At 65.9% G+C, this 23,567-nt stretch carries 16 protein-coding genes and 3 pseudogenes; 11 read left to right on the top strand and 8 right to left on the bottom strand.

The window, feature by feature from the left end; translation table 11 throughout:
• From ACWEV3_RS33900 to ACWEV3_RS33915, 4 genes and pseudogenes are all read right to left on the bottom strand, one after another.
• Positions 1 to 1,629 (bottom strand): annotated as a pseudogene (locus ACWEV3_RS33900) (hypothetical protein); the annotation flags it as partial.
• Between the two features lie 78 nt (positions 1,630 to 1,707).
• Positions 1,708 to 2,226 carry a hypothetical protein gene (locus tag ACWEV3_RS33905; RefSeq protein WP_452617801.1) on the bottom strand — a complete coding sequence of 173 codons (519 nt, stop codon included), beginning with the start codon at positions 2,224 to 2,226 and terminating at the stop codon, positions 1,708 to 1,710.
• Between the two features lie 141 nt (positions 2,227 to 2,367).
• Positions 2,368 to 2,640 (bottom strand): WXG100 family type VII secretion target, encoded by a 273-nt coding sequence (locus ACWEV3_RS33910; RefSeq protein ID WP_452617802.1) that lies wholly within the window; start codon positions 2,638 to 2,640, stop codon positions 2,368 to 2,370.
• A 75-nt stretch (positions 2,641 to 2,715) separates the two neighbouring features.
• On the bottom strand, positions 2,716 to 3,147 hold the full coding sequence (locus ACWEV3_RS33915; protein WP_452617803.1) for a WXG100 family type VII secretion target: 432 nt from the start codon (positions 3,145 to 3,147) through the stop codon (positions 2,716 to 2,718).
• Between the two features lie 229 nt (positions 3,148 to 3,376).
• Between ACWEV3_RS33915 and ACWEV3_RS33920 the strand changes: the two genes are divergently transcribed.
• Positions 3,377 to 3,742 (top strand): hypothetical protein, encoded by a 366-nt coding sequence (locus ACWEV3_RS33920; protein WP_452617804.1) that lies wholly within the window; start codon positions 3,377 to 3,379, stop codon positions 3,740 to 3,742.
• Positions 3,743 to 3,833: 91 nt separating this feature from the next.
• Positions 3,834 to 4,058 (top strand): hypothetical protein, encoded by a 225-nt coding sequence (locus ACWEV3_RS33925; RefSeq protein ID WP_452617805.1) that lies wholly within the window; start codon positions 3,834 to 3,836, stop codon positions 4,056 to 4,058.
• 888 nt (positions 4,059 to 4,946) lie between these two features.
• Here ACWEV3_RS33925 and ACWEV3_RS33930 read toward each other — a convergent pair.
• From ACWEV3_RS33930 to ACWEV3_RS33940, 3 genes are all read right to left on the bottom strand, one after another.
• A complete protein-coding gene (locus ACWEV3_RS33930) occupies positions 4,947 to 5,489 on the bottom strand; it encodes a helix-turn-helix domain-containing protein (RefSeq protein WP_452617806.1) in 543 nt (180 codons plus the stop codon).
• A gap of 1,074 nt (positions 5,490 to 6,563) precedes the next feature.
• Positions 6,564 to 8,888 carry a hydantoinase B/oxoprolinase family protein gene (locus tag ACWEV3_RS33935; RefSeq protein ID WP_452617807.1) on the bottom strand — a complete coding sequence of 775 codons (2,325 nt, stop codon included), beginning with the start codon at positions 8,886 to 8,888 and terminating at the stop codon, positions 6,564 to 6,566.
• Positions 8,885 to 11,038, bottom strand: coding sequence for a hydantoinase/oxoprolinase family protein (locus ACWEV3_RS33940; protein WP_452617808.1), 2,154 nt, complete (start codon positions 11,036 to 11,038; stop codon positions 8,885 to 8,887). Before ACWEV3_RS33940 ends, ACWEV3_RS33935 begins: the two co-directional genes overlap by 4 nt.
• A gap of 176 nt (positions 11,039 to 11,214) precedes the next feature.
• Here ACWEV3_RS33940 and ACWEV3_RS33945 point away from each other — a divergent pair, with 176 nt between their 5' ends.
• The 8 genes and pseudogenes from ACWEV3_RS33945 to ACWEV3_RS33980 form a co-directional block, all read left to right on the top strand.
• A complete protein-coding gene (locus ACWEV3_RS33945) occupies positions 11,215 to 12,768 on the top strand; it encodes an FAD-dependent monooxygenase (RefSeq protein WP_452617809.1) in 1,554 nt (517 codons plus the stop codon).
• Positions 12,765 to 14,450: a (2,3-dihydroxybenzoyl)adenylate synthase gene (locus ACWEV3_RS33950; RefSeq protein ID WP_452617810.1), complete on the top strand. Its 1,686-nt coding sequence runs from the start codon at positions 12,765 to 12,767 to the stop codon at positions 14,448 to 14,450. The genes ACWEV3_RS33945 and ACWEV3_RS33950 overlap by 4 nt, the downstream gene beginning before the upstream one ends.
• A 202-nt stretch (positions 14,451 to 14,652) precedes the next feature.
• Entirely contained in the window at positions 14,653 to 15,423 is a 771-nt protein-coding gene (locus ACWEV3_RS33955) for a TetR/AcrR family transcriptional regulator (RefSeq protein ID WP_452617811.1), read from the top strand.
• A 708-nt stretch (positions 15,424 to 16,131) separates the two neighbouring features.
• Positions 16,132 to 16,782: a VOC family protein gene (locus ACWEV3_RS33960; protein WP_452617812.1), complete on the top strand. Its 651-nt coding sequence runs from the start codon at positions 16,132 to 16,134 to the stop codon at positions 16,780 to 16,782.
• Complete coding sequence (locus ACWEV3_RS33965; protein ID WP_452617813.1) at positions 16,779 to 17,027, top strand: hypothetical protein; 249 nt, start codon at positions 16,779 to 16,781, stop codon at positions 17,025 to 17,027. The genes ACWEV3_RS33960 and ACWEV3_RS33965 overlap by 4 nt, the downstream gene beginning before the upstream one ends.
• The gene (locus ACWEV3_RS33970) at positions 17,024 to 18,280 is read left to right on the top strand and encodes an alpha/beta hydrolase (protein ID WP_452617814.1); all 1,257 of its coding nucleotides are present in this window, start codon (positions 17,024 to 17,026) and stop codon (positions 18,278 to 18,280) included. The genes ACWEV3_RS33965 and ACWEV3_RS33970 overlap by 4 nt, the downstream gene beginning before the upstream one ends.
• Positions 18,281 to 18,755: 475 nt before the next feature.
• Positions 18,756 to 18,950: pseudogene (locus tag ACWEV3_RS33975) on the top strand (transposase); the annotation flags it as partial.
• Positions 18,951 to 19,084: 134 nt separating this feature from the next.
• Positions 19,085 to 19,528: pseudogene (locus ACWEV3_RS33980) on the top strand (hypothetical protein); the annotation flags it as partial.
• 80 nt (positions 19,529 to 19,608) lie between these two features.
• On the opposite strand, the gene ACWEV3_RS33985 reads toward ACWEV3_RS33980, so the two are convergent.
• On the bottom strand, positions 19,609 to 21,045 hold the full coding sequence (locus tag ACWEV3_RS33985; protein ID WP_452617815.1) for a hypothetical protein: 1,437 nt from the start codon (positions 21,043 to 21,045) through the stop codon (positions 19,609 to 19,611).
• Between the two features lie 491 nt (positions 21,046 to 21,536).
• On the opposite strand from ACWEV3_RS33985, the gene ACWEV3_RS33990 reads away from it, so the two are divergent.
• Positions 21,537 to 23,138, top strand: a complete 1,602-nt coding sequence (locus ACWEV3_RS33990; RefSeq protein ID WP_452617855.1) for a benzoate-CoA ligase family protein — start codon at positions 21,537 to 21,539, stop codon at positions 23,136 to 23,138.
• The last annotated feature ends 429 nt before the right edge of the window (positions 23,139 to 23,567 follow it).

Genomic DNA, 23,567 nt, shown 5'->3' on the forward strand with positions numbered 1-23,567 from the left:
CTCCACCTCACCACCGAGCAAGCCCGACGCATCAGAACGCTCCGGCTGCCCGCCGCCCGCACCGGCCGGCGGAGACATCGGCGGCATCATCGGCATCCCCGGCACACCAGGCGAAGCAGTGCTGGTCTCCGACGAAGCCGACCAGTCTTGCGGCTTGCCTTCCGGCATGTCCGCGACGCCTTCCGGCTCACCAAGACCAGGAACGTCAACGCCCTCCCACGGCTCCACCTCACCACCGAGCAAGCCCGACGCATCAGAACGCTCCGGCTGCCCGCCGCCCGCACCGGCCGGCGGAGACATCGGCGGCATCATCGGCATGCCTCCGGGCATGCCGATGCCGCGCTGGTCGGGGGCACCGGTGGACTGTGTGCCCTCGCCCGCGGCCCAGTCGCCGGCGTCCGGCATCTCTGACATCGCCGGCGGCGCGGTTGGCGTGAACGGCTCGATGCCCGGCTTTTCGAGCTCGGGCATACCCACGCCGGCCCCGGTTCCTGGCTTCTGCGCCGACGGCGGTTTGATGCCGGGACCGCTGCCCAGCGACGGCGGCGAGAACGGCGGCACGAACGGCGGAATGGTGGGGACGTTTCCGGGGGTACCGGGCGGCGGTTCGAACGCGGGCGAGTCAAATGGGGGCGGGATGAGGGCACCGGGGTCGTTGGGGCTGACCGTGCCCGGGTCAAACTTGGGCGGGTCAAACGCGGGCGGGGTGAAAGCACCGGGGCCGTCGGGGCCGACCGTGCCCGGGTCAAACTTGGTCGGGTCAATCTTGGGCGGGTCAAACTTAGTCGGGTCAAACTTGGGCGAGTCAAACTTGGGTGAATCAAACTTGGGTGAATCAAACTTGGGTGAATCAAACTTGGGCGGCGGCGGCGCGTTTTTCAAGAAGTCCAGGGGCGACTTGCCGGGACCGTCGGGCACGTCGTCGAGCGCGTTCGGGGTGGGCACGGACATCAGCGCGGTGTCGAACACGGTCTCCTGGTATTGGCCAGCGAGGGTCTTCAACACCTGGCGCATGTCCCGGTTCATCGCCTCGACTACCTCGGGGAACATGCTGACCTGGACCAGGCCGTTATCCATGACCGGATCGGCGTGCACGGTTTGGCCGTAATATTCGTTGATCCTGCGAACGATCTCTATCGTCGCATTAGCGTAATAGTGGTCGATCTCGTTTACTGTATTCCGGGCCCAGTTGAGGTAATCGCCGGCGGCCCACAACTGCTCCGGAACCGGATTGATACGGGCCGGGCCGCCGTCGATCTGCTGCGCGTGATTGGTGAACGCCTTAGAAAACTGCTCCATCAGGCCGAGGAACGCCGTCGCGGCCCCGCCCTGCCACGGACTTCCCTCGCCCGCAAGAGCCCTCGCCTGGTCAAGGACGCTGCTACCGACCGCGCCCAGGATCTCCATGGCCGCGCGGAAGCTGAGCGCGGCCTGCCACAACGTCGTGGGGTCGGACGTTTCGTTAGTGGTGTCGACCTGATTGCCCTTGCCGACCGCAGCGGACCCCGTGATCGCCGCCTTGATGTATTTCCAGTCCCATGTGTTGTAATCTGCCCGACTCCCACCCGTTCCATCGCCGACCGCGATGACAGAGCCGTCGTCCCGGGTGACAATTTGCCCATCAGCCATTTCGCAAAGCTTTCGTGTTAGACGGGAATGATGTCCCCGACGGGGACGGTCCTGCGGCGAATCGAGGCGGAGACTGGCTCAGGCGACGCTGGTGGGGCCGTTGACCGCGGCCGTGATGTAGTTCTTGGCGTCCTGGATGTGCTCGCCGAGGTCCTGGCCAGTGGCCGCGTTGAGCTCCTCGGCAGTCTGGTACTCCGACGCGAGGCGCTCAAGCTCCTCGGCGGTCTTGGTGATCGCTTGCTGCGCGGTGTGGATGAAGTTCAGTGTGGTCGGCTGGATTCCGTCGCCCTGGCCACCGAAAACCCTGCCGGTCAATTCGGCGGCGTCAAAGAAGGTACCGGGCGCGAGCTTCACCGACTCGACGTGCCACTTGGCTGCGTTCAACGGCCCGAGCATCGAGCGAAGGTTCGTCGCGAAGGTCCGCAAGGCCTCGGTGCTGACGCGGACACCAGGCCCAGTGTTCTCGCCGCTGACCGGCACCTTCGGCCAGTCAAACTGGCCAGCGAAGAAGCCGTCGGCGGGACCGCCCCAGTCTCCGGTCACCGAGACGTCGGTTACTTCGAAAGGATCGACGTGCTCAAGGTCTTCCGGAAGCACGGAGAGTTTATCAGGCCCACCCATAGTATCTAGAGTTTCGCGGGTTCCCATTCAAGCTCCTTAACGGTCAAAACGTGGTTGCTGACGCATGGGGGGATGCCACCGGGCTCGCATGGCGTCCCGGTGGCACCGTCGGGCTCACTAGACGCCGTAGCCGCCCCACGCGTTCATGCCGGTGTGCTCAACCTTGAGGTAGCCGCCCGTGATCTGGTCGAGGGCTACCTCTGCGGAGTTCAAGCTCTGCCACATGCGCCGCGCCGCGGTGTCCCACTGCGACTTCGCGACCATGTACTGATCCTTCGCGCCGCCCTGCCAGTCCTGCAGGGTGGAGACGATCTGCTGGTGCATGTCGTCCAGCTCGGTTTGCAGGCGCCGGGTGACCTCGGCCATATGGTCGCGGACCGAGTCGGCCATGCCGCGGTCAAAGGTATAAGTAGCCAAAGCAAATGTCCTTTCAATCGCTCAGCTGAGGGGGCACATCGCGCCGGGTCACAGACCCTGCAGGCCCGGGCCGGCCGGAATGCGGGCTGCGGTCTCGACGTTGGCCTGCTCGCCGACCGTGATGGCCTGGCGGTTGCCGTTCATGATCTCGATCATTTCGCCGAGCTTGTTGACGATGAACTGGCAGTCGTCCATCCACGCCCTCATCGAGGAGTCGAACGCCATGGACGCGTCACCGGTCCACGTCGACTTCAGCGCGGCGAGTTCGTCACCGACGCTCTGCACACCTCCCTTGGCCACACCTTGAGTACTGGTGAGGCGGTCCGCCGCCTGCCGCATTCCCGGGGTTGTAGTCGACACTCCGGCCATTGGGCAACTCCCTTGTAAACGAACTACTCGTGTCACCCGGCAAACGAAGCTTGCACAGGTAAAATCCCTTCGGAGGCAGTTCACCACGAACAACGCTTCCGCACGACGCATTGGACGGTTGTTTGCCCTTCTACACACCCGTCATGGCACGCGCACGCTTCTCCGGCCACACAGCGTCGCACTTGCCGCGCCTTAAAAGGTTGTCCAGTAATCGCGACTCTGGGCGGTAATGGATCATGTACGGGCGCACGTGATCGGGGTTGACAGCCGGCGTGGATACCGACTTTCACAGGGCTGTCGGTGCGGCAGTTCGGCAAGCTGGTGGGCATAGTGCGAGGTCGTGGCGCCGAACAGACCGGTGCCGGTCGTCGGTGGGGTCTGTCGCTACGATCGGGTGCTGCTGGCGGCGGTGTGCTACCGCATCAACCTGACTCTTCGGCAGGGCATGTTGCTATTCGATGTCTCCAAGTCCGCGGCAGGGCGGGTCGTGGACCACCTTGACCCCTATCTCGCGTTGTCGCCGACCAAGCGCAAGCACAGCCCGGACACTGTGCTGATCGTGGACGGCGCCCTGGTGCCCACCCATGCCCGAAGCGTCAGTGCGTCGTCGAAGAACTACCGGTACTCCACCAACCTGCAGGTGGTCATCGACGCCAACACCCACCGGACCGTCGCGATCGGAAAAACCCTTGCCAGGCAACCGTAACGACTGCCTGGCCTACGCTGAACCCGGTATCGGCCAAGATTGCTCGGGCGTGCAGGTGATGGCTGACAGCGGCTAACAAAGCAACCGCGAGGTGATCACGTCGTACTGCAAACCCATTGACGACAGCAAGCTTCCCGAGTGCAAAGAAGAGCTCAACAGCGCTCACAAGTCAGTCCGTGCCCGCGTCGAGCACACCTTGGCGCACATGAAGTGCCTCGAACGCTGCGCGCAGTTCGGCCGGCATGCCCGGCAGATCCGTCTCAAGGTTGAGGTCGTCGACGTTGGTCCAGGCAAGCTGCGTCCGTCTACGGCGTAGGTGAGGCTGGCGTCGGCGTTGATGGAGAGCATGCTCGTGGCCGCAGTGGACCCGTGGGTGGACAGCTCCGTCGTATCGTCAGGCGAGGTCGATCCGGAGTCGTCGTAGATGAACGTCCACGCGCCGATGCATCCTGCCAGCTCATCGGCGCCGCGGGCCGCGGCTGGCAGGGAAGTCCAGTCGTCCGGCTATTCCTGGGCAGCTCGCAGGGCCGGAACAACCGTGGTTTAGCGCCTAACGCTTCCAGCGCGTCCGCTGGTTCGAGTTCGCGGACCACGCACACGGTGTCGTGCCTGTTGTAGCAGGCCAACTCGCTGGTCCAGAGGAGTCCAAGGAGCAGAGGCGGACCGGCCTGATCAGTTACTCTCTGCAACCTGCAGTTGGTCATCGGTGCCAATGCCTGCCTGACTGCCACCGGCAGGAAAACCGTTGCAAGGCAATCTAGATGACTGACGCGCCTGCCGCGGGTCCGGTGTCGAAGAATGTGCCGGGACGTGCGTGTGACACGCCGGTAATCCCATGGTGATCACGCCAGACCCCACGACGGCAGCGAACTTCCCGCCTGAGAGCAGGAGTTCTACACCGTTCACAAGCGTATCCGAGCCCGCGCAGAGCACGCTTTGGCAGCTGAAGCCCTGGAACTTCCTCCGCAACTGCTGGCGCACAGGCGAGGGCGTCTGGGATGCCGCCCAAGGCTGGCTCTCATGCGCAACCTCGCCATGACCCACCGGCGCCAGCCATCCCGCCAGAGATGCGCTTTCCTTATCTCGCACCACACTTGATCTTCAAGGGACAACTTCAGCTGGAAACCCGATCCGGGCCGGCCCCCACTGGCGGCCCAGCCGGATTTCAAGCATGGTCCCGCGCAAAGGTCACCGCGCCGCAGCGTCAGATCAGGCCGTGCCGCAGTGCATAGGCGACCGCGTGCGCTCTGTTGCGGAGGCCGAGTCTGCTCATCAAGCCATGCAACACGTTCTTAACCGTGCGCTCGGAATACATGAGCTTCTCCGCGATCTCGCCGGTGTCCAACCCATCCGCAAGTAGCCGGAAGACCTCGATCTCCCGCGAGGAGAGACCGCTCAGCTTCAGGTCGCGCGGACCCAAAGTGATTTCCTGCAACTGCTTCATCCCTTGCAGCACCGCACCCAACTGCTGGGCGGGCAGGTCACCGCGGCCCTCACACGCATCGGAGATGGCTTGCAGCAGCCGTGTTTTGGTCGTCATCTCCCTGCGCGGCACCAGCACGATCAGGCCGTGCTCGATGGCGGTCAGCAACTCGGCATGCCGCAGGTCGTCGGCGATGAGCACGAGACGAGAGACCGTGATGTTGCTGAGGAGATTGTGCAGGCCGGAGTCGTCGGTGACCGCGACGGTGACTTCGGCTTCCGCGCAATCGGCGACGAGATCGATGCCGAAAGTCGGACGGAGCATTGCGTGCAGGCCTGAGACTACGAGTGGATCGATAGCTCGTATGGCGACCCGAATACTCGTGCGGCGTGCCTGCGCGTTGGTAGCGACGGGGCGGGGGGAGCTTGGCCAGGCGGTGTGCGAAGTCATGTTCACAGGAAACCTCGTCGGTGTCTCGGCTACCAGTCTTTTAGGGAGGCAGCTTTCTGCACACTGAAAGCTGCCGGTTGAACGCCAATCGAGTCGCCCGTAAGCATCACATGCATTCGGTCGCAACCCTTTCAGCCAGTCGTCCACAACGGTGTGCCAGCGGCATTACTTGCAGACGAGCAATGCGGCACGCGCAGCGGATGAGCTCAATCCTTGTACGCGTCGTTGTCACACCCGAACCTGAAACGAAGCGCCGCACAAAAATACATTCATGGCCGCGTGAAAAAATCTATGGTGATACGGCGGACGTCATCCCGATTCCCCGAGCCCAGCAGGCCGGGCAGAACTCGGCGTGACGATGCCATTCGGCTCGAAGCGGAGGAGGCGAATGGGACGTGCTCCGAGCCGGCACACGCCGACAGCACTAAGGCTCTCGGCGTCGATCTTCATCTGCACGGCGTCATACTCCTTCGGCGTGGACTACGGAGCGGGTCTGCCACAATTTGTGGAACGGTGCAGAGGTGCGCTTCTCGGGGCAATCGACGCCGGGAACCCGGCGGTACCACCGACATCACCCAGCGTCGCGCGATGAACCGCACGTGCCGGGCTTGACACTACCAGGCCGCCTCGGCGAGGTTCAGCACCGCTTTGGCAATGCGACGAAGAACGTAGTCCCCGTCCAACGTGCTGAACATTTCTCCGAGTTCGCAACCGCTGCATAGTTCGTTGCCTCGCGCCCACGGGTCAGCGCGGAGGAGGATCTCGGATGCTGCGACGCGAGCAGGATGGGACATCGAGGAACAGGGATTCGGCGTAGTCACCGGATCGTACGCTGACGATGGATCGCATCGTTACATTCCTAAAATTCGCATTTCGGGATTCCATGATTCGCGCCTCGTCTGTCCACATCGGGCGATCGAGCAGGCGTTCCTGCCCGCCAACAGTTCCTCAACCGGACGAGCCCCGCGCGAGCAGTCGGGCGAGGGAGGCCGTGGTGTCCGCGTGGCCGGCTGGCACGACCGCCGAGTACAGGGCAGTCCAACAGGACGGACAGCAGTACTGCCGGAACACGACCGGCGCATCGACGTAGTCGGCGGGATCGGCGAAGATCTGCCGGCCCGCCTCCGTCGACGGGCCTTCGTAACGGGCGAGTACCAGCTGGTCGCTTGCGGCGGTGCCGCCGAGGATCTCGGCGCAGTGGCGGCACGCCACGAGGGTCTCGCCGTCACCGGGAACCTCGACCAGGTTGTCGTCGATCCGTTTGGCAGCGGTCATCTCGGCGGTGCCCCGCGTCGTGCCCGGGACCAGCGACCGATCCTTGCGCCGGGCTCGATGACGGTCGCGCTCCAGGGCAGTGGCGGCGACGTCGACGACGTCCTTTTCGATGACGACGCCGTAGACGTCGAGGGCGCTCGCCGCAGTGATCTTGTGTTCTCGAAGGTCGTGAGCGACTGCTTCGGGATCGCGTTTCAACGGGTCGCCGTAGCCTCCGCCGCCCTGCCAGGTCATCGCGAACACCTCACCGGGTGCGAGATAGCTCGAGGCGTAGTTCTGCCCTGGTTCGAGCGTGTCGCTGACTTCCTCCAACTCGGTCGGGATCCGTCCGGAAGCGAGAACTTCGGCGACACGGCTCTGCCTCGCGACCACATCGAGTCCGCTGTTGCCGGGGTACCCGCCGCAGAGTCCGCCGTTCTGAGCCACGGCCTTGCCCGCGGACGCCAGGACGAGCCCCATCGGAAGGCTTGTTCCGTGCGGGGTGATCGCGATCGACGCGCCGAGCCCGCCCCGGTGGCGCCCCGGTCCACCGGAGTCCGGCACCTCACGCCGCCATAGCGTCAGGATGGGATAGAGGAACTCGGTCATCTCGACGTCCGGAACGCGCCCCATGGGGATGCAGAACAGTCCGCCGGTGTCGATGCCGTCGGTGTGCGGCTTGGCGCCGTATCCGCCGGCCATCGGCTCCATGATGATGTTGAGGAACGGCACGGGCTGTTCGCCGCGCTCGTCGAGACCGGCGATGACGGCCGTGTCCCAGGTGCCACAACAGGTGGCCTGCACGTTCTTGCCGAGCTCGAGATCGCGGTCGAGCATCTGCGACAGGCACTCGGCGACGAGGCTGCCGGTGAGCCAAGCCGGGCCGATCGGGCCGCGGCCCACGGCCGCTGGGAACGTCGCGTTGTTGAGGGTGCCCTCCTCGGTGACCAGGTCGAAGCAGCGCATCAGCCCGCCCGCGGACCACGGGATGTCGTTGGCGAGGATCGGCAGCAGCGCGAGCATGACACCGCCACGCATTCCGGCGTAGGTGCAGTTGATGACGCCGGCCTGCGGGTCGGTGCCGCTGAAGTCGAACGTCAGATGGTCGCCGGTCTTGGTGGTGGTGACCGTGATCTTGTGCAGGTTCCGGTCGCCCTCGTGCGACTGGTCCTGGTAGCCGGTGGCCGACCAGCTGCCGTCCGGGAGCGCGGTGAGCTTGTCGCGCAGTCTCGTCTCGGCGTCGGACATCATGCGCTTCATGACAGCCTTGACCGTGTCAGGGCCGTACTGGTCAATCAAAGTGTGCAGGCGCTCGGCGCCCACGTTGTTGGCGCCGATCTTGGCGCGCAGGTCGAGACCGACCAGCATCGGCACGCGAGACCGGCGTGTCCACATGTCCGCGATGTCCCGCTGAAGTCGGCCTTCGCGCACGACCTTGACCGGCGGGGTGGGCAGGGACTCGGAAAACACGTCCTGCGCTGCCGGGGAGAACGAGCCGAGGCCGACGCCGCCCAGGTCGGGCTGGTGCGCGATGGCACTGGTCCAAGCGAAGAGCTTCCCGTCGTGGAAGACTGGCTGGTACACGATCACGTCGTTCTGGTGCAGCCCGCCGCCGACCCAGGGGTCGTTGCACAGGAACATGTCGCCCTCGGCGATGCCGGGGTTGACCGACCGGTGGCGCAGCGTCCAGTAGATCGCCAGGTCGACCGCGCCGACGAGCATGGTGTTGTAGAGACCGACCTGGACCTCCTGGCCGAGCTCGTCGGAGATGGCGAAGTCGAAGTCGTTGGCGTCGGTGACGATCGGCGAGCCGGACATGCGCTTGAGCGCCTCGCCCATCTCGTCGGTAACCGACCACAGCCGGTGTCGGATCACCTCGTAGGTCAACGGGTCGAGCGCGTCGACCTGGCCCTGGGCGACCGTGTGCACATCCAAAGTGGACGGCAGTGAGCGCCGCAACTCGGCGGGGTCGACTGGTCGGCTGGAGTAGACCTCCGAGCCGGGCACCGGCATGGTCACGACGTGCTCCCTGCGGTAACGGCGGTGCGAGCGGGTTGGATGGCGCGGGCAGCGTTGGTGCGGATGATCACGTTGCCCAGGTGGTCGACGCTAGCGGTGGTGCCGTCGGGCACAACAACGGTCGTGGTGGGCACCTCGACGATCGCGGGACCGGTCAGCACGTGCCCGGCGCGCAGCTCGCGGTAGTCGTATATCGGGGTTTCGACATATCCGCTGCGGATGTCGAGGCAAACCGGCCGCGTGGCGATCCAGGCGCCCGACGGGTCTGTGGAGTCCGCCGCAGGCACCCCAGGCAGCTCAGGACTGAACGGCAGCACGCCGGTGCCACGCACGCGGAAGGTGACGGCCTGGATGCCTGCCTCGCGGAATCCTGTGTCTTCGCCGTACAACGCCGCATAGCGCTCCTCGAACGCGGCAGCGGCCTCCTCGATCGCGGCCATGTCGAGCGGTCCGTTCGCGACCTGGGCGGTGACCTCGGCGAGCTGCATCGTGTAGCGCATATCGATCTCGCGGTGCAGCTCGATGTTCTCAAACCGGACGCCCTGGCGGCGGAGGCCGTCGAGAACCCGCTTCTCCAGCTCGGCGAAGTCGCGCTCGGCGCGCGCGGGATCGAACGGCACGATCGTCGGGTCGGATAGTTCCGCAGTGAGCACGATGTCGGACGAGGCGAGCCCGAAGGCGGAGAAGGCCGACGCGACCGGCCCGAGCGGAACGACGACTTCGCTGACCCCGATCTCGGCTGCGTAGCTCGCACAGTGGGCGGGACCCGCACCACCGAACGCGTAGAGCACGAAGTCACGCGGATCGTGCCCGGCACCGACCACGGTCTTGCGCAGCAGATCGCCGGTCTGGGCATTCTGCACCGTATAGATCGCGGCCGCGGCCTCCTCGACGGTGAGCCCCAGCGGCTTGGCGATCCGGGTCTCGATCGCTCGACAGGCCAGCTCGGTCGACAGCGGTTTGCGGCCGCCGAGTAGACCCCGCTCGGGCAGGATGCCGAGCACCAGGTTGGCGTCGGTGTTGGTTGGCTCGGTGCCGCCGTTGCCGTAGCACGCGGGGCCGGGAACTGCCTGCGCGCTGCGTGGCCCGATGCGCAGGTTGCCGCCGGCGTCGAGCCACGCGATTGCGCCACCGCCGGACCCGATCGCGTCGACCCGCAGGGTAGGCACGTTGATCGGGTGGTGGTTGATCACGGTCGTGGTGTCGCGGACCGGTTCGCCATCCACGACGAGACCGGCGAGGAAGGTAGTCCCGCCGACGTCGGTGGAGATGATGTTGCGGTGACCCAGCTGGCGGCCCAGCGCGACCGAGCCCACCACGCCGCCGGTGAGCACGGAGCCGACAGTGCTGATCGCGGTGGCCGGGGCCTCCTGCGCAGCCACCGCGCCTCCGTTGCTCTGCATGACCAGCAACGGCCCGGCGAGCCGGTTCTCACGCAGCGCAGCCTCGAGCGCGGTCAGGTAGTCGTGCAGGCCCGGCCCGATCTGGGTGCTCATGATCGTGGTGGCATTGCGGGAAAACTCGCGGATGCGGGGGCTCACCTCGCAGGACAACGCGACGAAGACGTCGGGGTCAGCCTCGGCGACCAGCTCCCGCAAGCGCCGTTCATGCACGGGGTTGCGGAACGACCACAGCAGGGACACTGCGATCGCACGTACGCCGTCGTCAAGGAGAGCGCGGATGGCGGCGCGTGCCCCGTCCTCGTCCAGGCCCACCACGACGTTGCCGTCCCGGTCGATGCGCTCGGTGACCTCGAGGGCATGCCGTTTCGGCAGCAGCGCGTGGTCTTTGGCCTGTCCGAGGACGTTCTGCAGCTCGTGCGGTGAACGTCCGAGGTAGCGGCCCTCGACGTTCATGATGTAGATCGAGTCCCGGTGCCCCTTCGTGGTCAGGAGACCGACCGGCGGCACGTTGCCCGTCACCAGCGCGTTCAGCGATGAGGTCGTGCCGTGCGCGATGTGGTGCGTCTGGGCGAGCATCTCCGGTAGCGACATCCCGAGCTGTTCGGCCAGTAGCCCGAGCACGTCCAGGACGCCTCGCGAGTAATCCGGCGGAGTGGACGGGGCCTTGGCGGCGAGCACGGTCCCGGCGTCGTCGAGAACGGCGTCGGTGAACGTTCCCCCGACGTCAACGCCGATGACAAAGGCCATGACACACGCTCCTTGCGACGACGGGCACCCTTACCAACGGGACCGTAGACTATTAAACACTTCGTTCGAGACATAGCCCCAACGTGACCAACCACCCAATTGGAGTCAAGGCCTTGACGCCGCGACTTCTAGTACGTCGAATAGTCGACTCATGCGTCAAGACACTGGAGGTCCGGATGCAACTACGTCGGGCCGCTGTACTGGGCGGGGGCCCCGGCGGGCTCTACGCCGCGCGTCTGCTCAAACTTGCGTACCCCTCCTGCGACGTCAGCGTGCACGAGCAGGGAACGCCGGACGCGACGTTCGGCTTCGGCATCGGTCTGGCCGCCGGAACGCAGCGCAACCTCAAGGAAACGGACCCAGACACGCTGCGCGACATCGTCGCGGTGGGCTGCCGCCACGACATGACGATGCAGGTCGGCGGACGCACCGCACGCGTGGACAACAACCGCCTCGTCGGCATCGCTCGTACGGAGCTTCTCTCGGTGCTGCAATCGCACGCGGAGAAAGTCGGCGTGCGGCTGGAATTCGGCACGCGGCGTACCGCAGACCAGCTCGACGCGGACATCGTGATCGCCGCCGACGGGATCAACAGCACGACCCGGGAGTCCGGGCCGTTCGGCACGCGGATCGACACGGGGCGCGGCCTATATCTGTGGTGTGGCACCGACTTCGCCCTCACCGACGCCATCTTCGCTCCGGTCCGCACCGAGCACGGCATCTTCGTCACGCACGCGTATCCCTATTCGGACGGCCGCAGTACCTTCTTGATTGAGACCGACGAGGCGACCTGGCGCCGCGCCGGTTTCGACGCCTCTACCGCGGAGACGCCTTCTGACACCTCTGACGAGAAATCGTTGCGCTACCTGCAAAAGGTGTTCGCCGAACAACTGCGGGGCTATCCACTGATCGGCAACCGCACCCGTTGGCTGCGGTTCCGGACCGTACGTTGTGCACGCTGGTCCGCTGGCCGCACCGTGCTGCTCGGCGACGCCGCGCATACGGCGCATTTCTCGATCGGATCCGGCACGAAGCTGGCGATGGAGGACGCGATCGGCCTGGTCGAGGCTCTGCGCGACGAACCAGACAGGGCCTCAGCATTCGCGCGCTATGAAGCCATCCGCCGTCCTGCTGTCGAGCGCCTGCAGGAGCTTGCGCGCCGCAGCCAGCTGTGGTGGGACTCGTTCCCCTCCCGACTGCATCTGCCGGTCGAGCAGCTGATGGTCGCCTACATGACCCGCGCGGGCAACGTGCCGCTCGACCGGTTCGCCGTCACGAGTCCCGACGTCGTCGCCGCCGCACTCGAGCAGTACGCGGGCAGCGCCGGCCCTGCTGACCCGGCCGGGGTCACGACGTGGGTACTGGACCGGCCGCTGATCCGCGACGGCCAGCACTTCCCTCGTCGCCAGATCGATCACCCCACCAGGAATCTCGTCACCATCAGCGACGTGCTCACCGATCCGTGGGGCGATACCGGAGATGCGGTGGTGGCGCGAGCGCGCCGCGCTCTCGAAGATGGGGCCGAGGGTTTCCGTGTCACCGGTCCCCCGGACCGGTCCGCCTTGCTGACTAGGCTGGACCTAGCCGAGCGGATCCGCACGGAGACCGGCGGTCTCGTCGTGGTGGAAGGGCCTGCTGAGCTGCGCGACGACTTCGCCGCCGGCCTGGTGAGCGCACGCACCGACCTGGTTGCGTTCACCGGTGAGCCGACCGAAGAGGAGAGTGCATGAACACCGCGCACTGGGGCGGCAAGGTCGTCGACTACCCGCCGGACGCGGTGCGGGCCTACCGCGATGCCGGGCTGTGGGGCACCCGCACGCTCGCCGACGAGCTGCACCAAGTCGCGCTCGCCCACCCGGACCGCGACGCGGTGGCGGCGCTGGACGGGCGGCTGAGCTACCGCGAACTCGACGAGCGCAGCGATCTGCTCGCCGCCGGGCTGCACAGAATCGGCCTGGCGCCCCGCGACCCGGTGCTGTTCCAGGTCACCAACCGACTGGACGCGGTGGTCGCTTGGTACGGGGTGCTCAAGGCCGGCCTGGTGCCGGTGTGCACACTCGCCGCGCACGGCGGCCATGAAGTCGGTGCGATCAGCCGCCGGGTCGGCGCCACGGCGCACCTCGTCGAGGCAGGCACCCGCGGGACCGACCTGGTCGACTTCGCCGTCGAGCAGCAACGCGGACACCCGACGTTGCGGCAAGTCCTGATACTCGGCGGCCGGGACGGCGACCCCCGCGGTGCGGCGATCGAAACACTCGGCCGTGATCTCGACGCGCAGACGGCCCGCAAGACCGTCGAGGGGATCCAGTCCGGTGTCGCCCCGGACGACGTCGCGGTGTTCCAGCTCTCCGGCGGGACCAGCGGCGTGCCGAAGATCATCCCACGGCTGCACGCGGAGTACTGGTACAACGCGGTGGCCTACGCCCGCTCGTGGGGCTGGGACACCACGACGCGCGTAGCTCACCTGATCCCGATCATCCACAACGCGGGAATCACCTGTGCCGTGCACGGCCCGCACAGCGTCGGAGCATGCCTGGTCCTGGGCACCCCAGACCTCGACGAGTCCCTGCCCCTGATGGCCCGCGAGGGCGCGACGCACGTGCTACTCGGTCACGGACACTTCAACGCCGTCGCCCATCCGGAGTTCACGGCCGCGACGACAGCGGTGAGCCAGGTCGTGCTGTCAGGAACCAAGGTGCCCCCCGCCCTATTCGACGACCTCGAACGCCGCGGCCTGTGGTCCGGACAGCTGTTCGGCATGGGAGAAGGCCTGTTCCTCACCACCCGGCCTGGTGCTCCCCGCGCCGCCCGTGCGACCACCGTCGGCACGCCACTGTCCGAAATGGATGCGGTTAGGATCCTCAAGCCTGGCACTGAGACCGAGGTGCCCGACGGCGAGACCGGCGAGTTGTGCTGCCGCGGCCCGTACACCTTGCGCGGCTACTTCGACGCCGCGGACCACAACGCGAAGGCCTTCACCTCCGACGGCTACTACCGTACCGGCGATCTAGCCTCGATCCACCTGGTCGAGGGCGAGCGCTACGTGTCCATCGAGGGCCGGATCAAGGACCTCGTCAACCGGGGCGGCGAGAAGATCAGCGCTGCCGAGGTCGAGCTCTTGCTCCTGCGGCATCCTCGCGTCACCGCGGCCGCCGTCGTGGCGATGCCCGACCCCCGCCTCGGCGAGCGAACGTGCGCGTACCTGGTGGTCGAAGGCCAACCACTCGATCTATCCCAAGTGCGGCAACACTTCGCAGACCTGCAGGTGGCGAAGTTCAAATGGCCCGAACGCATCGAGCATCTCGCCGAGATCCCGCGCACGCTCATCGGGAAGGTCGACAAGAACCGACTGCGGGCCGACATCGCAGCGAAGATCACCGCCGAACGTGAAGACTCGAGGAGGAACTCATGACCAGCCACCGAATCAGACTCGTCGTCCCCAGCTCGAACGTCATACCCTCCCCCGACCTGGTCGCACCGGTCGAGCAGGAATCCGGAATGCCGGCGGTGGCCTCAGCCGGCGCGTACAGCCTGCTGCGGGACCTGCGACTCGCGGCGGAGCTTCCCGGCGAAGGCAGCCTTCTCCCGACAGCAACACCTCTACCATCACAGCCATGAGCGGCGGCACATCCCGGGCAAATGCCCGCAAGAAAGCTGGAGAGGCGTCGTCCCAGCGCGGAAGCGACGGCGGGGAGCCCGGTGCGCGGGTGAACACGGCGCGACGCGAACTGGTGGAGAACGAGCTCTACGAGCACGCAACCCGGTTGTTCGCCGAACGCGGGTTCGCAGGCACGAGCCTGCAGGACATTGCCGACGCACTGGGCATCACGCGGCCCGCGCTCTACTACTACGTCAAGAGCAAAGACGAGCTGCTGGCCAAGCTCGTCACCGAGGTCACCAACGGGCCGCTGGACGAGCTCAGCGAGCTGGCCGCACGGCCGGAGCTCGACCCAGTCGCGAAACTGCGCGGCGTCGTCGAGGTCATAGTGGCGCGGCGGGCGACGCAGCCCGCCCGGTTCCGGCTGCTGATCCGCTCCGAGGCCGAACTGCCCGAAGAGCTCACCGCTGCCTACGCCGACAGCCGCCGAGCCGTCCTCAAGACGATCGCCGGCGTCATCGAGGCAGGCGTGCGCGCTGGACAGTTCCGGCCCGTGGACTCGCGCATCGCCGCGCTCGGCGTACTCGGCATGTGCAACTGGGTCGCCTGGTGGTTCAACCCCGGTGGCCGCGACACCACTGAAACCGTCATCGAGCAGCTCTCCGACATGGCCGTCGGCGCACTGCGACGCGCCGATCATCATGCCTTGGACGGCGCAGGTCCCACGGCCGCGTTGAAGATGCTGCGCGAAGACCTCGACTACCTGGAACGCATCCTCGACCTCTAGCTGGCACCTAGGAGGATCTGAGGAACGGTGCTCGGCGTGCCGGGCACCGTTCCTCGGCGGTTGAAGCCCAGGCGCCGTACGTCGTCGGTCTGCTCGCATTTCCTGACCTGCCCATCCCTGACGTCCCCAGCGACGCGCCAGGTGTTCTGGCCAATCCCATCAACTGCGAGCCCCCTGGAGCGCCAGGCAGTCCGGCCCCGCCGGACCACGGGCCTGTCCTGCCCTCGCCGGACGCATGACAGGCGGACAGGCGAGTTGGTGCTGGCGGGCCGGCCGCCCAGCAACAACTCATCCAGCTCATCGAGCCAAGCTGATCCGCCAGGCCGAGTCACACACGCCCAGGCAGACAATCAGCTGACCGGAACCGCAGAAGCCCCCAGCACTCGCCGAAGAACTTCCTGTGCCCACTGGTCAGAGACCGAGGAAGTGCGCCACGGCCTTCGATGCGGAAACTTGATCTTGCCCCCGAACGTGTTGCAAAGGCAGCGTGTCCAACAACGCTGCGACTGCCCTTTTCGTAGGTCCGGCCACTGTGGACCCCGAGCCGAACCGCAGGCCTGCCTGGCCTAATGCCCGGCTGGGTGTGTATTTCTTGCTCGCACATTGCGCACACGCCAAGTTCAGCTCTTCCGTTGAACCATTGACTCATTCGTTGAATCTTGCGTAAGGTCCAGGATGCCCGCATGCGCGACGTCGAGGAGGCAGCCAATGGCAGAGCTGGACCACCGGGTGCAGGGGGTCGATCATGTCGCGTTCCCGACGTTCGACCCGGCAGCCACAGTGCGCTTCTACCGGGACGTGCTCGGCTTCCCGGTCGTGCACTCGATCTGCGCGGCGGGGTGGGGGCCGGAAGACCACCCCGACTTCATCCACTTCTTCTTCGACATCGGCAACAACGACCGAATCGCGTTTTTCTACTACTTCGGCACCGGCACGGAGATCGGCGGCACCGCCGGAACGAAGGGCGACGTGTACGCCCGCTTCGGCGAAGAGGTCCCGGAGTTCTTCGTGCGCTCGCGGCACCTGGCTATCCACGTCGACAACGAGGAAGACCTGCTGGAGTACCGACGCCGGCTCGACGCGAGCGACTGGCCCGTGGAAATGCAGGTCCAGCACGAGACCATCGAGTCGATCTACACCCACGACCCGAACGGCTATATGTTCGAGATCACCAGGGCGCTGCGGCCGGTGACGCCACAGGAGGACCTCGACGCGAACCTCACCATCGACGCACTGCTCGACGTCGTCGGCGACCCGGAGCCGACGTTCAGCAAACTGCTGCTCCGCAAGGCGGAGCTGATCGTCGAACGCGCGGCGAACTGGAAGCAAGCACGCTACCGGCAAGAGGCCGGGCGATGACGACGCTCTACGTCCTCGACGTGCCTGAGAACACCGCACTCGCCGAGGTCGCCGCCGAGGATTCCGACGTGACCATCGGGCGGATCGGCCCGTACTTCGAGATATACGCGACTGGCCCGATCGTGATCGACCGGCGCGCCACCGGCTGCCGGCACGCGGTCTGGTACTCCGCCATCGGGGGCGTGGCCCGCAACAGCCGCATCACCCAGCACGACAAGAACGCGTTGCGAGTGGAGCCAGCATGAGCGACGGCGCGCCACCGACGCGGCTCGGTGCGGACCGCTACGTCGCCATCGAGGAACGGCCAGCAGCCACGGTCACCTCCGTGCACAGGCTGACCACCTCCGACGGAGCCACAGTGCATGGCGTGCTGGCCACTGTGCCCAGTGCACGCACAGTCGTATGCCTGATGCACCCGCGCCAGGACGTCACGCACCACCCATTGGTGCCGCTGCTGCTGCGCGCCGGAGCGGCCGTCTGGACCCAGCAGACCCGGTCGGTCAACAACGACCTCACCCTCTTGCACGAGCAGGCGCTGCTCGACGTCGCGGCCGGACAGGTGTTCCTGCGCGAGCGGGGTTTCGAGTCCATCGTCACGCTCGGCCACTCCGGCGGCGGCACACTGTTCGCGTTCTACCTCGAACAGGCCGCGCGCTCCCCCGGCGCGCGTATCGCGACCACTCCCGGCGGCCGGCCGGTCGAGCTTGCCGAAGCCATAATGCCTCTTGTGGACGGAGCGATATTTCTCGCTCCGCACCCCGGCCAGGGGCAGCTGTTGCTCGCGTGCATCGACCCGTCCGTCGCCGACGAGTGCGACCCACTATCCGTAGTCCCCGAGCTCGACCTGTTCCACCCGACGAACGGGTTCGCCGAGCCGCCGACGAGTTCCAGGTACAGCGAGGAGTTCCTCCGCCGGTACCGCGCCGCCCAACGCGCCCGCGTCGCCCGGATCGACGCCGTCGCCCGCGAACACCTTGCCCGCACAGCTGAAGCCCGCTCGACCTTCAAGACCAGCGGGCGCGCCGTAGACCGGCGCCGCTCACTGGCGCCCCGCATCATCACTGTGTTCCGCACCGACGCCGATCCGCGCACCGTGGACCTCTCGCTCGACCCGAACGAGCGCCCGTACGGCTCACTGTTCGGCAGGAGACCCGATCTGATCAACTACGGGCAGGTCGGGTTCGGCCGCCTCACCACCCCCGAGGCGTGGCTGTCGACCTGGTCGGGACTGAGCACGAACGCCGAATTCGTCCGCTGCGCGCCTCAGGTCACCGTCCCCACTCTGTTCATCGAACTCACCGGCGATCAAGCAGCCTTCCCCAGCGACTCCCGCCACATGATCGACGCGCTCGGCACCCACGACCTCACCACAGCCACGGTGCGCGGCCTGCACTTCGGCCGCCCCATCAACCCTGGTGAGCCCAGCGGCACCGAACTCGCCGCAGCGGAGATCACCACATGGCTGGACCAGCGCTTCCCGCTCACACCGCCGCGCTAACCCGGAAGAACTTCACGCTCCTGATGAAATCCATCACCGCATGCCAGGCAAGCTCGCCTTGAAGAACCGCTCGGCAAGCAACCTCGAAACACGTCCGGCTCAGTTCTCTCGTCTCAGCGTGGAGCTGCGGCGCCGCGGTCGACGGATCAACCGCAAAACGCGTCGAGCGGGTCATGCGCGGACGCGGGATCACCGGCCACACGCGCCGCCGCCGAGGAGCCCTGACCCGGCCAGACTCGGCCGCACCGCCGGCACCCGATCTCATCCGCCGGGACTTCACCGCCGGCGAGCGGTTCGTCGGTGACATCACGTGCCTGGCCACGAAGGAAGCTGGCTCTACCTGGCGACCGCACTCGACCTCTGTACACGAGAAGCGGCCGGGCACGCGATGGCCGATCACGTGCGCAGCCGATCTGGCCTGCGACGCGATCGACCTGGCCCAGGCGAGGAACCTGACCGGCAATGGCGCGATCTTCCCTGGCAACGCGGGACCAACGAGAACACGAATGGCCTACTGCGTCAGTATTTTCCAAAAGGAACCGACCTATCGCGGCATAGCCGCAGCGATCTCGACGCTGTCGCCGCCGCGCTCAACGATCGTCCACGTAAGACACTCGGATGGAAGACGCCAGCCGAAGAACTGAACGAGCTGCTACTCTCACATCAATAAGCCGATGTCGCGACGACCGGTTGAACCTGAGCAGTACACCTCGGCCCAGTTCCGTACCACGCTCACCAACACCGGTATACGCCCGCCGATGGGCAGGGTCCTGCTAGGGCAACGCCGTCGCCGAATCGTTCTTTGCCACACTCCAAACCGAGATAGGCACCCAGGACTTCGACACCCGAGAACAGGCACAACAGGACGTGCTCGCCTACCTCAACTACTGCAACCACGACCGTCTACGCTCGACCCTTCGGGTATCGAACACCCCACGAAACCCGCATCAGCTATCGTCAACCCGCCGCCCATGCGCCATAAAACCCCATGTCCGGTTCTCGGGGGACCTCACCGGTCCGGCACACGTACAGGATCGCGTTGACGATTTCACGAAGGTCGTGCACCCTCGCCGCCACGCCCAGCCGCGCCGCGCGTCACGCCAAGCCGTCAACGTCGGCTCGATCAACGCCATTGGGTATCGGACAGGTCGCTGGGGTACGCGCGCCGGGCACTCACAATTCGATCAAGATATCAGGCTTCATCCGAAACGGACAGATCGCCACCAAACAAGATCAAATGTCCTCTGAGGAGAGGCACCCGCAGTCCAGGGAGCGTCTGAGGTTCCGCCACCCACACCGCCACGCAATACGAGTTCCACGACAGTCCCTCAGGAGTCGAACAGAGCGCCGTTGGTCGGGATACCGCGGCTTTCCAACGCGTAGACCACGTCGAGCGTGACCTTCCGGTTCGAGGTGACGAAGACGGAGTCGGCCCGGAACCCGACAGCGGTCTGATAGGTCAGCGTGACCATGTCGGGCTTCTTCTCGACCGAGGTGTCGACGATGAGTGCGCCGGGTACGAGCTCGAAGATCTCATCGACCAGTTCGCCGCCGAAGGTTTCGCGCGGGTTGCGCGCCACCCACAGCAGTGCCGTTTCCAAGTGTGGCGTCGTTTTCACGCGGCCGATCACCGAGGTGAGGATCGGGCCGATGCCGCTGCCGGTCGCGACGAACAGGACTCGTTCGAAGACGCGCGTGATCCGGCCCAGCGCACTGATCGACGCCGCTTTTGTCCAGACATGCTCGGGCGGATTGTCGACGAACTTCGACGTCCAGTCGCCGGCCCGCGACAGCACGACCCGGTATCCGCTGCCACCGGGAGGTGGGTCGATGGCGGCGAAGGCATGCCATTCGCCTAGCGGACTGCGGCTGAACACAGTGCTGGAGCTGTTGAACGGCGCCCACCGGTAGTGGAAATTCACGATCGCGACATGCGAGGAAGGACGAGTGACGGAAATTCCGACCTTGCGCAGGTTCTGCCACGGTGTCAGGATGCATGCGCTCACCAGAATCAGGACCCACGGCTGCGGTTCGTCGAGCAGTTTGCCCCACGAGAACGCGCCGGACGCGTCTTGCGCCCCGACCGTGAGCGTCTGCAGCCAGAACAGCCCCAGCGTGAGCCAGCCGAGGTAACGATGGCTGTGTTCGAAAAGATTGTGGCAGGTGCGGCGGATCATGGGTAATGCCAGCAGACAGATCGTTACCAGGACAGCGGCGATCGCATAGGTGAGAAAATAGGAAAATGAGAGCAGAAGCGCCGCATTTCCCGCGGCGTCGGTAACCATTCGGACCAGCAGCAGGACATACCAGAGCGTCGCCGAAATCGCCGCGCCGACATGGATACCCCCCGCGTGGTAGACCTTGGACGCAGTACGCCGGGCCCACAACGGCCAGCTGGTAGGGATCCGCCGGACCAGTTCGAAAAGCGCATTCAGGACGTGCCGGTGCCGGATCAAGACGGCCGCGGTCAGGTTCACCAGCACCGCGTTGCTCGCGAACTCCGCACCGACGCCGTTCACGGCGATCGCGAGATTGCCGGCGATGATGAACACGATGAGCCGGTTGTAGTGAAAGAACAGCGGGCGCTTGGCGAATCGCTGCCAGCGCGAGGCCGGTGGGAGCGCCGACGCGTTGCGCCGTCCTGCGCCAGGCTGATCCGGAACAACCCCGGTCTTCGAGGCCGCCGGCGCTTTGACGGTCGCGGGGAGGACGCGGAGGCGCACCCTACTCTGCTCTTCGGTTACTGCTTCCTCATTCGTGGTCATCGGTGGAATTTCCTGTCACGAGCAACTGAACCGGACTCGATGCAGCGCTCCCGCAGAGGCCTGCCAACCGGATCTCGGGCGAAGGCCGCGCCGCACTGGACACGAGCAGCTTCAAGTGCCGCCCGCCAGCGGGCCACAGCACGCGCTATCGAACAGACGGACTGCATAATTCCCATTCCTGGACAACACTGGGAGAGTTCCGGACGACCTCTATGACCGAAAGTACTCTTAGTTGCGGTGTGCCTGCCACGCACTTTCCGTGCGGAAGTCTCTTCACGCAATGTTCTTTGCCCTAACCCACCTTGATCGACACCGTCGGCGCATTCGGCCACTACGGTGTCCCTGGGGCGGGCCATGTCACGGCCCGCCGTCGGCTGATCGACGCAGGTGCGGAAACGGTCATTCCTCCGGAAGCCCCGAGAAGGATCGCCTTCCACCGCGAAGTGAACCCAGCGACGCCGCATCCCGGACTGCCCGGACAAGGAGGCCTGATGCCAACCAACAGCAGCGAGGTGTTCAACGCAGCGGATTACCTGCTGAGCCAGGGAGATCCAGTGGCACCGGCGGTCTCTTCCCCGCGCCGGACCCTGAGCTACGCCGAACTCGCGTACGAAGCCTGCAGGTTCGCGTCGGGGCTACAGGCACTCGGCGTGCGCCCGGAAGAGCGTGTCGTCTTCTACATGGTCGACGATGTCGAACTGGTCACCGGCGTCCTTGGCACGATGCTGCTGGGCGCGGTTGCGGTTCCGTTGTCCACAATGGTTACCGTCCCGGATCTCGTTGCGATGCTTACGGATTCCCGCGCTCGGGTGTGCTGTGTGTCGAAAGAGTTCACGGAAACGGCGAAATCCGCGGTCTCTGCGGCTCCCGCTGTCACCGACGTGGTGCTGGACCGCGCGGACCCGGCCGGATTCCCCGTGTGTGTCCGCACCCACCGGTGGGCGGACGTCACCGCAGCGGGCGGAGACCACGTCGCTCCTGCCGCCACCGACGCGGACTCCCCGGCGCTGTGGCTATACACATCCGGCACGACCGGGCAGCCCAAGGGCGCGATCCACCGGCATGCGAGTATCCGCGCGGTGTGCTCGGCGTATGCACACGGCGTGCTGAGCGCCGAGCCGCGCGACCGGTTCTTCTCGATCGCCAAGCTGTTCTTCGCCTATGGAATCGGCAATTCGCTGTTCTTCCCCCTCGCCTCGGGCGGCACCAGCCTGCTGGACCCGGCCCGCCCAACCCCCGATGCTGTCGCCGCACGCGTACGCGCCGACCGGCCGACCCTGTTCTTCGGGGTGCCGACCTTCTTTGCCGCATTGCTCAACAGCGACATCCCCGATGACACGTTCGCGTCGGTACGCCACGCCGTATCGGCAGGGGAACCGCTACCGGTCGCCCTGCACAACAGGTTCCGCGATCGGTTCGGCGTCGAGATCCTGGACGGGATCGGCTCGACCGAGGCCTTGCACATCTTCCTGTCCAACCGTCCTGGCTCGGCCCGGCCCGGCAGCACAGGAACCCCAGTTCCAGGCTACGCAGCGGAGTTGCGCGACGAACGCGGCGCCGTGGTCGACGAGTTCGGCCGTCCGGGCGAGCTTTTCGTCTCCGGGCCGTCGATCGCGAGCGGCTACTGGTCGCGGTACGAGACCACGAAGCGGGTGTTCCAGGGCGAATGGCTGCGGACCGGTGACAGCTTCGTCCGTAATGTTGACGGCACGTTCACCTCCCTCGGCCGGCTCGACGACATGATCAAGGCGGGCGGAATCTGGGTGTCCCCGGCGGAGGTCGAAGAAGTCCTGCTGCGACACCCGGCCGTGGCACAGGCGGCGGTTGTCACGGCACCAGACGCCGATGGCCTCGAAAAACCGGTGGCTTGCCTCGTCGCCGCGGGCACCACGTCGGTCGAAGAGGCCGAGCTGATCGAGTTCTGCCGAGCCCAACTGGCGGCGTTCAAGCGACCGCGAGCGGTGCTGTGGCTCGACGAGATGCCCACCACCGCCAACGGCAAAATCCGCCGAAACGTCCTCCGCGAACGAGTACGCGACACCCTGTCTAACGTAGCTGAAAGCACTTCCCTACCGGAACAAGTACCCGCCTGAGCCTTGAACAATCGGCTCGACCCCGCCAAGACGGGACTTTCCGCGCTCTTCTCCGGATTGGGAAGCTTTCCCGCGTTGTAGTCCTCGATGAGGGTAGTCACCGTTTCCCGGACGCAGGATTTGTTCGTGCCGATGAAGCCTGTCGGGCCTCGTTTGATCCAGCCCGTCACATACGTACCCGGCACCGGGCGGCCGGTATCCGGGTCACAATGCTTCCGCCGTTGTTGGGTGCCTCGTCAAACGATAATTTCGGCAACGTTTTTTGTCGACGTCAGCACAAGTCCCGCCGCTACCATCTCATTCGGACCGGCCGGTTCGCCGATCGCCGGGCCGTCTCCGGCGTCGATGCGCTCGTTTCGCTCGAACTCGATCCCTACCACGCGGTCCGCGTGCCGATGATGCGCACCGGCGACAGCCGATACCTGAGCT

This window comes from Saccharopolyspora sp. NPDC003752 (genome assembly GCF_053605825.1).

Bases quoted from the DNA above. Each gene is read 5' to 3' on its own strand.
- ACWEV3_RS33910 (WP_452617802.1), bottom strand. From the start codon at position 2,640: ATGGCCGACTCGGTCCGCGACCATATGGCCGAGGTCACCCGGCGCCTG.
- ACWEV3_RS33915 (WP_452617803.1), bottom strand. From the start codon at position 3,147: ATGCGTCGTGCGGAAGCGTTGTTCGTGGTGAACTGCCTCCGAAGGGAT.
- ACWEV3_RS33930 (WP_452617806.1), bottom strand. From the start codon at position 5,489: ATGCTCCGTCCGACTTTCGGCATCGATCTCGTCGCCGATTGCGCGGAA.
- ACWEV3_RS33940 (WP_452617808.1), bottom strand. From the start codon at position 11,038: ATGGCCTTTGTCATCGGCGTTGACGTCGGGGGAACGTTCACCGACGCC.
- ACWEV3_RS33945 (WP_452617809.1), top strand. From the start codon at position 11,215: ATGCAACTACGTCGGGCCGCTGTACTGGGCGGGGGCCCCGGCGGGCTC.
- ACWEV3_RS33950 (WP_452617810.1), top strand. From the start codon at position 12,765: ATGAACACCGCGCACTGGGGCGGCAAGGTCGTCGACTACCCGCCGGAC.
- ACWEV3_RS33955 (WP_452617811.1), top strand. From the start codon at position 14,653: ATGAGCGGCGGCACATCCCGGGCAAATGCCCGCAAGAAAGCTGGAGAG.
- ACWEV3_RS33960 (WP_452617812.1), top strand. From the start codon at position 16,132: ATGGCAGAGCTGGACCACCGGGTGCAGGGGGTCGATCATGTCGCGTTC.
- ACWEV3_RS33965 (WP_452617813.1), top strand. From the start codon at position 16,779: ATGACGACGCTCTACGTCCTCGACGTGCCTGAGAACACCGCACTCGCC.
- ACWEV3_RS33970 (WP_452617814.1), top strand. From the start codon at position 17,024: ATGAGCGACGGCGCGCCACCGACGCGGCTCGGTGCGGACCGCTACGTC.
- ACWEV3_RS33985 (WP_452617815.1), bottom strand. From the start codon at position 21,045: ATGACCACGAATGAGGAAGCAGTAACCGAAGAGCAGAGTAGGGTGCGC.
- ACWEV3_RS33990 (WP_452617855.1), top strand. From the start codon at position 21,537: ATGCCAACCAACAGCAGCGAGGTGTTCAACGCAGCGGATTACCTGCTG.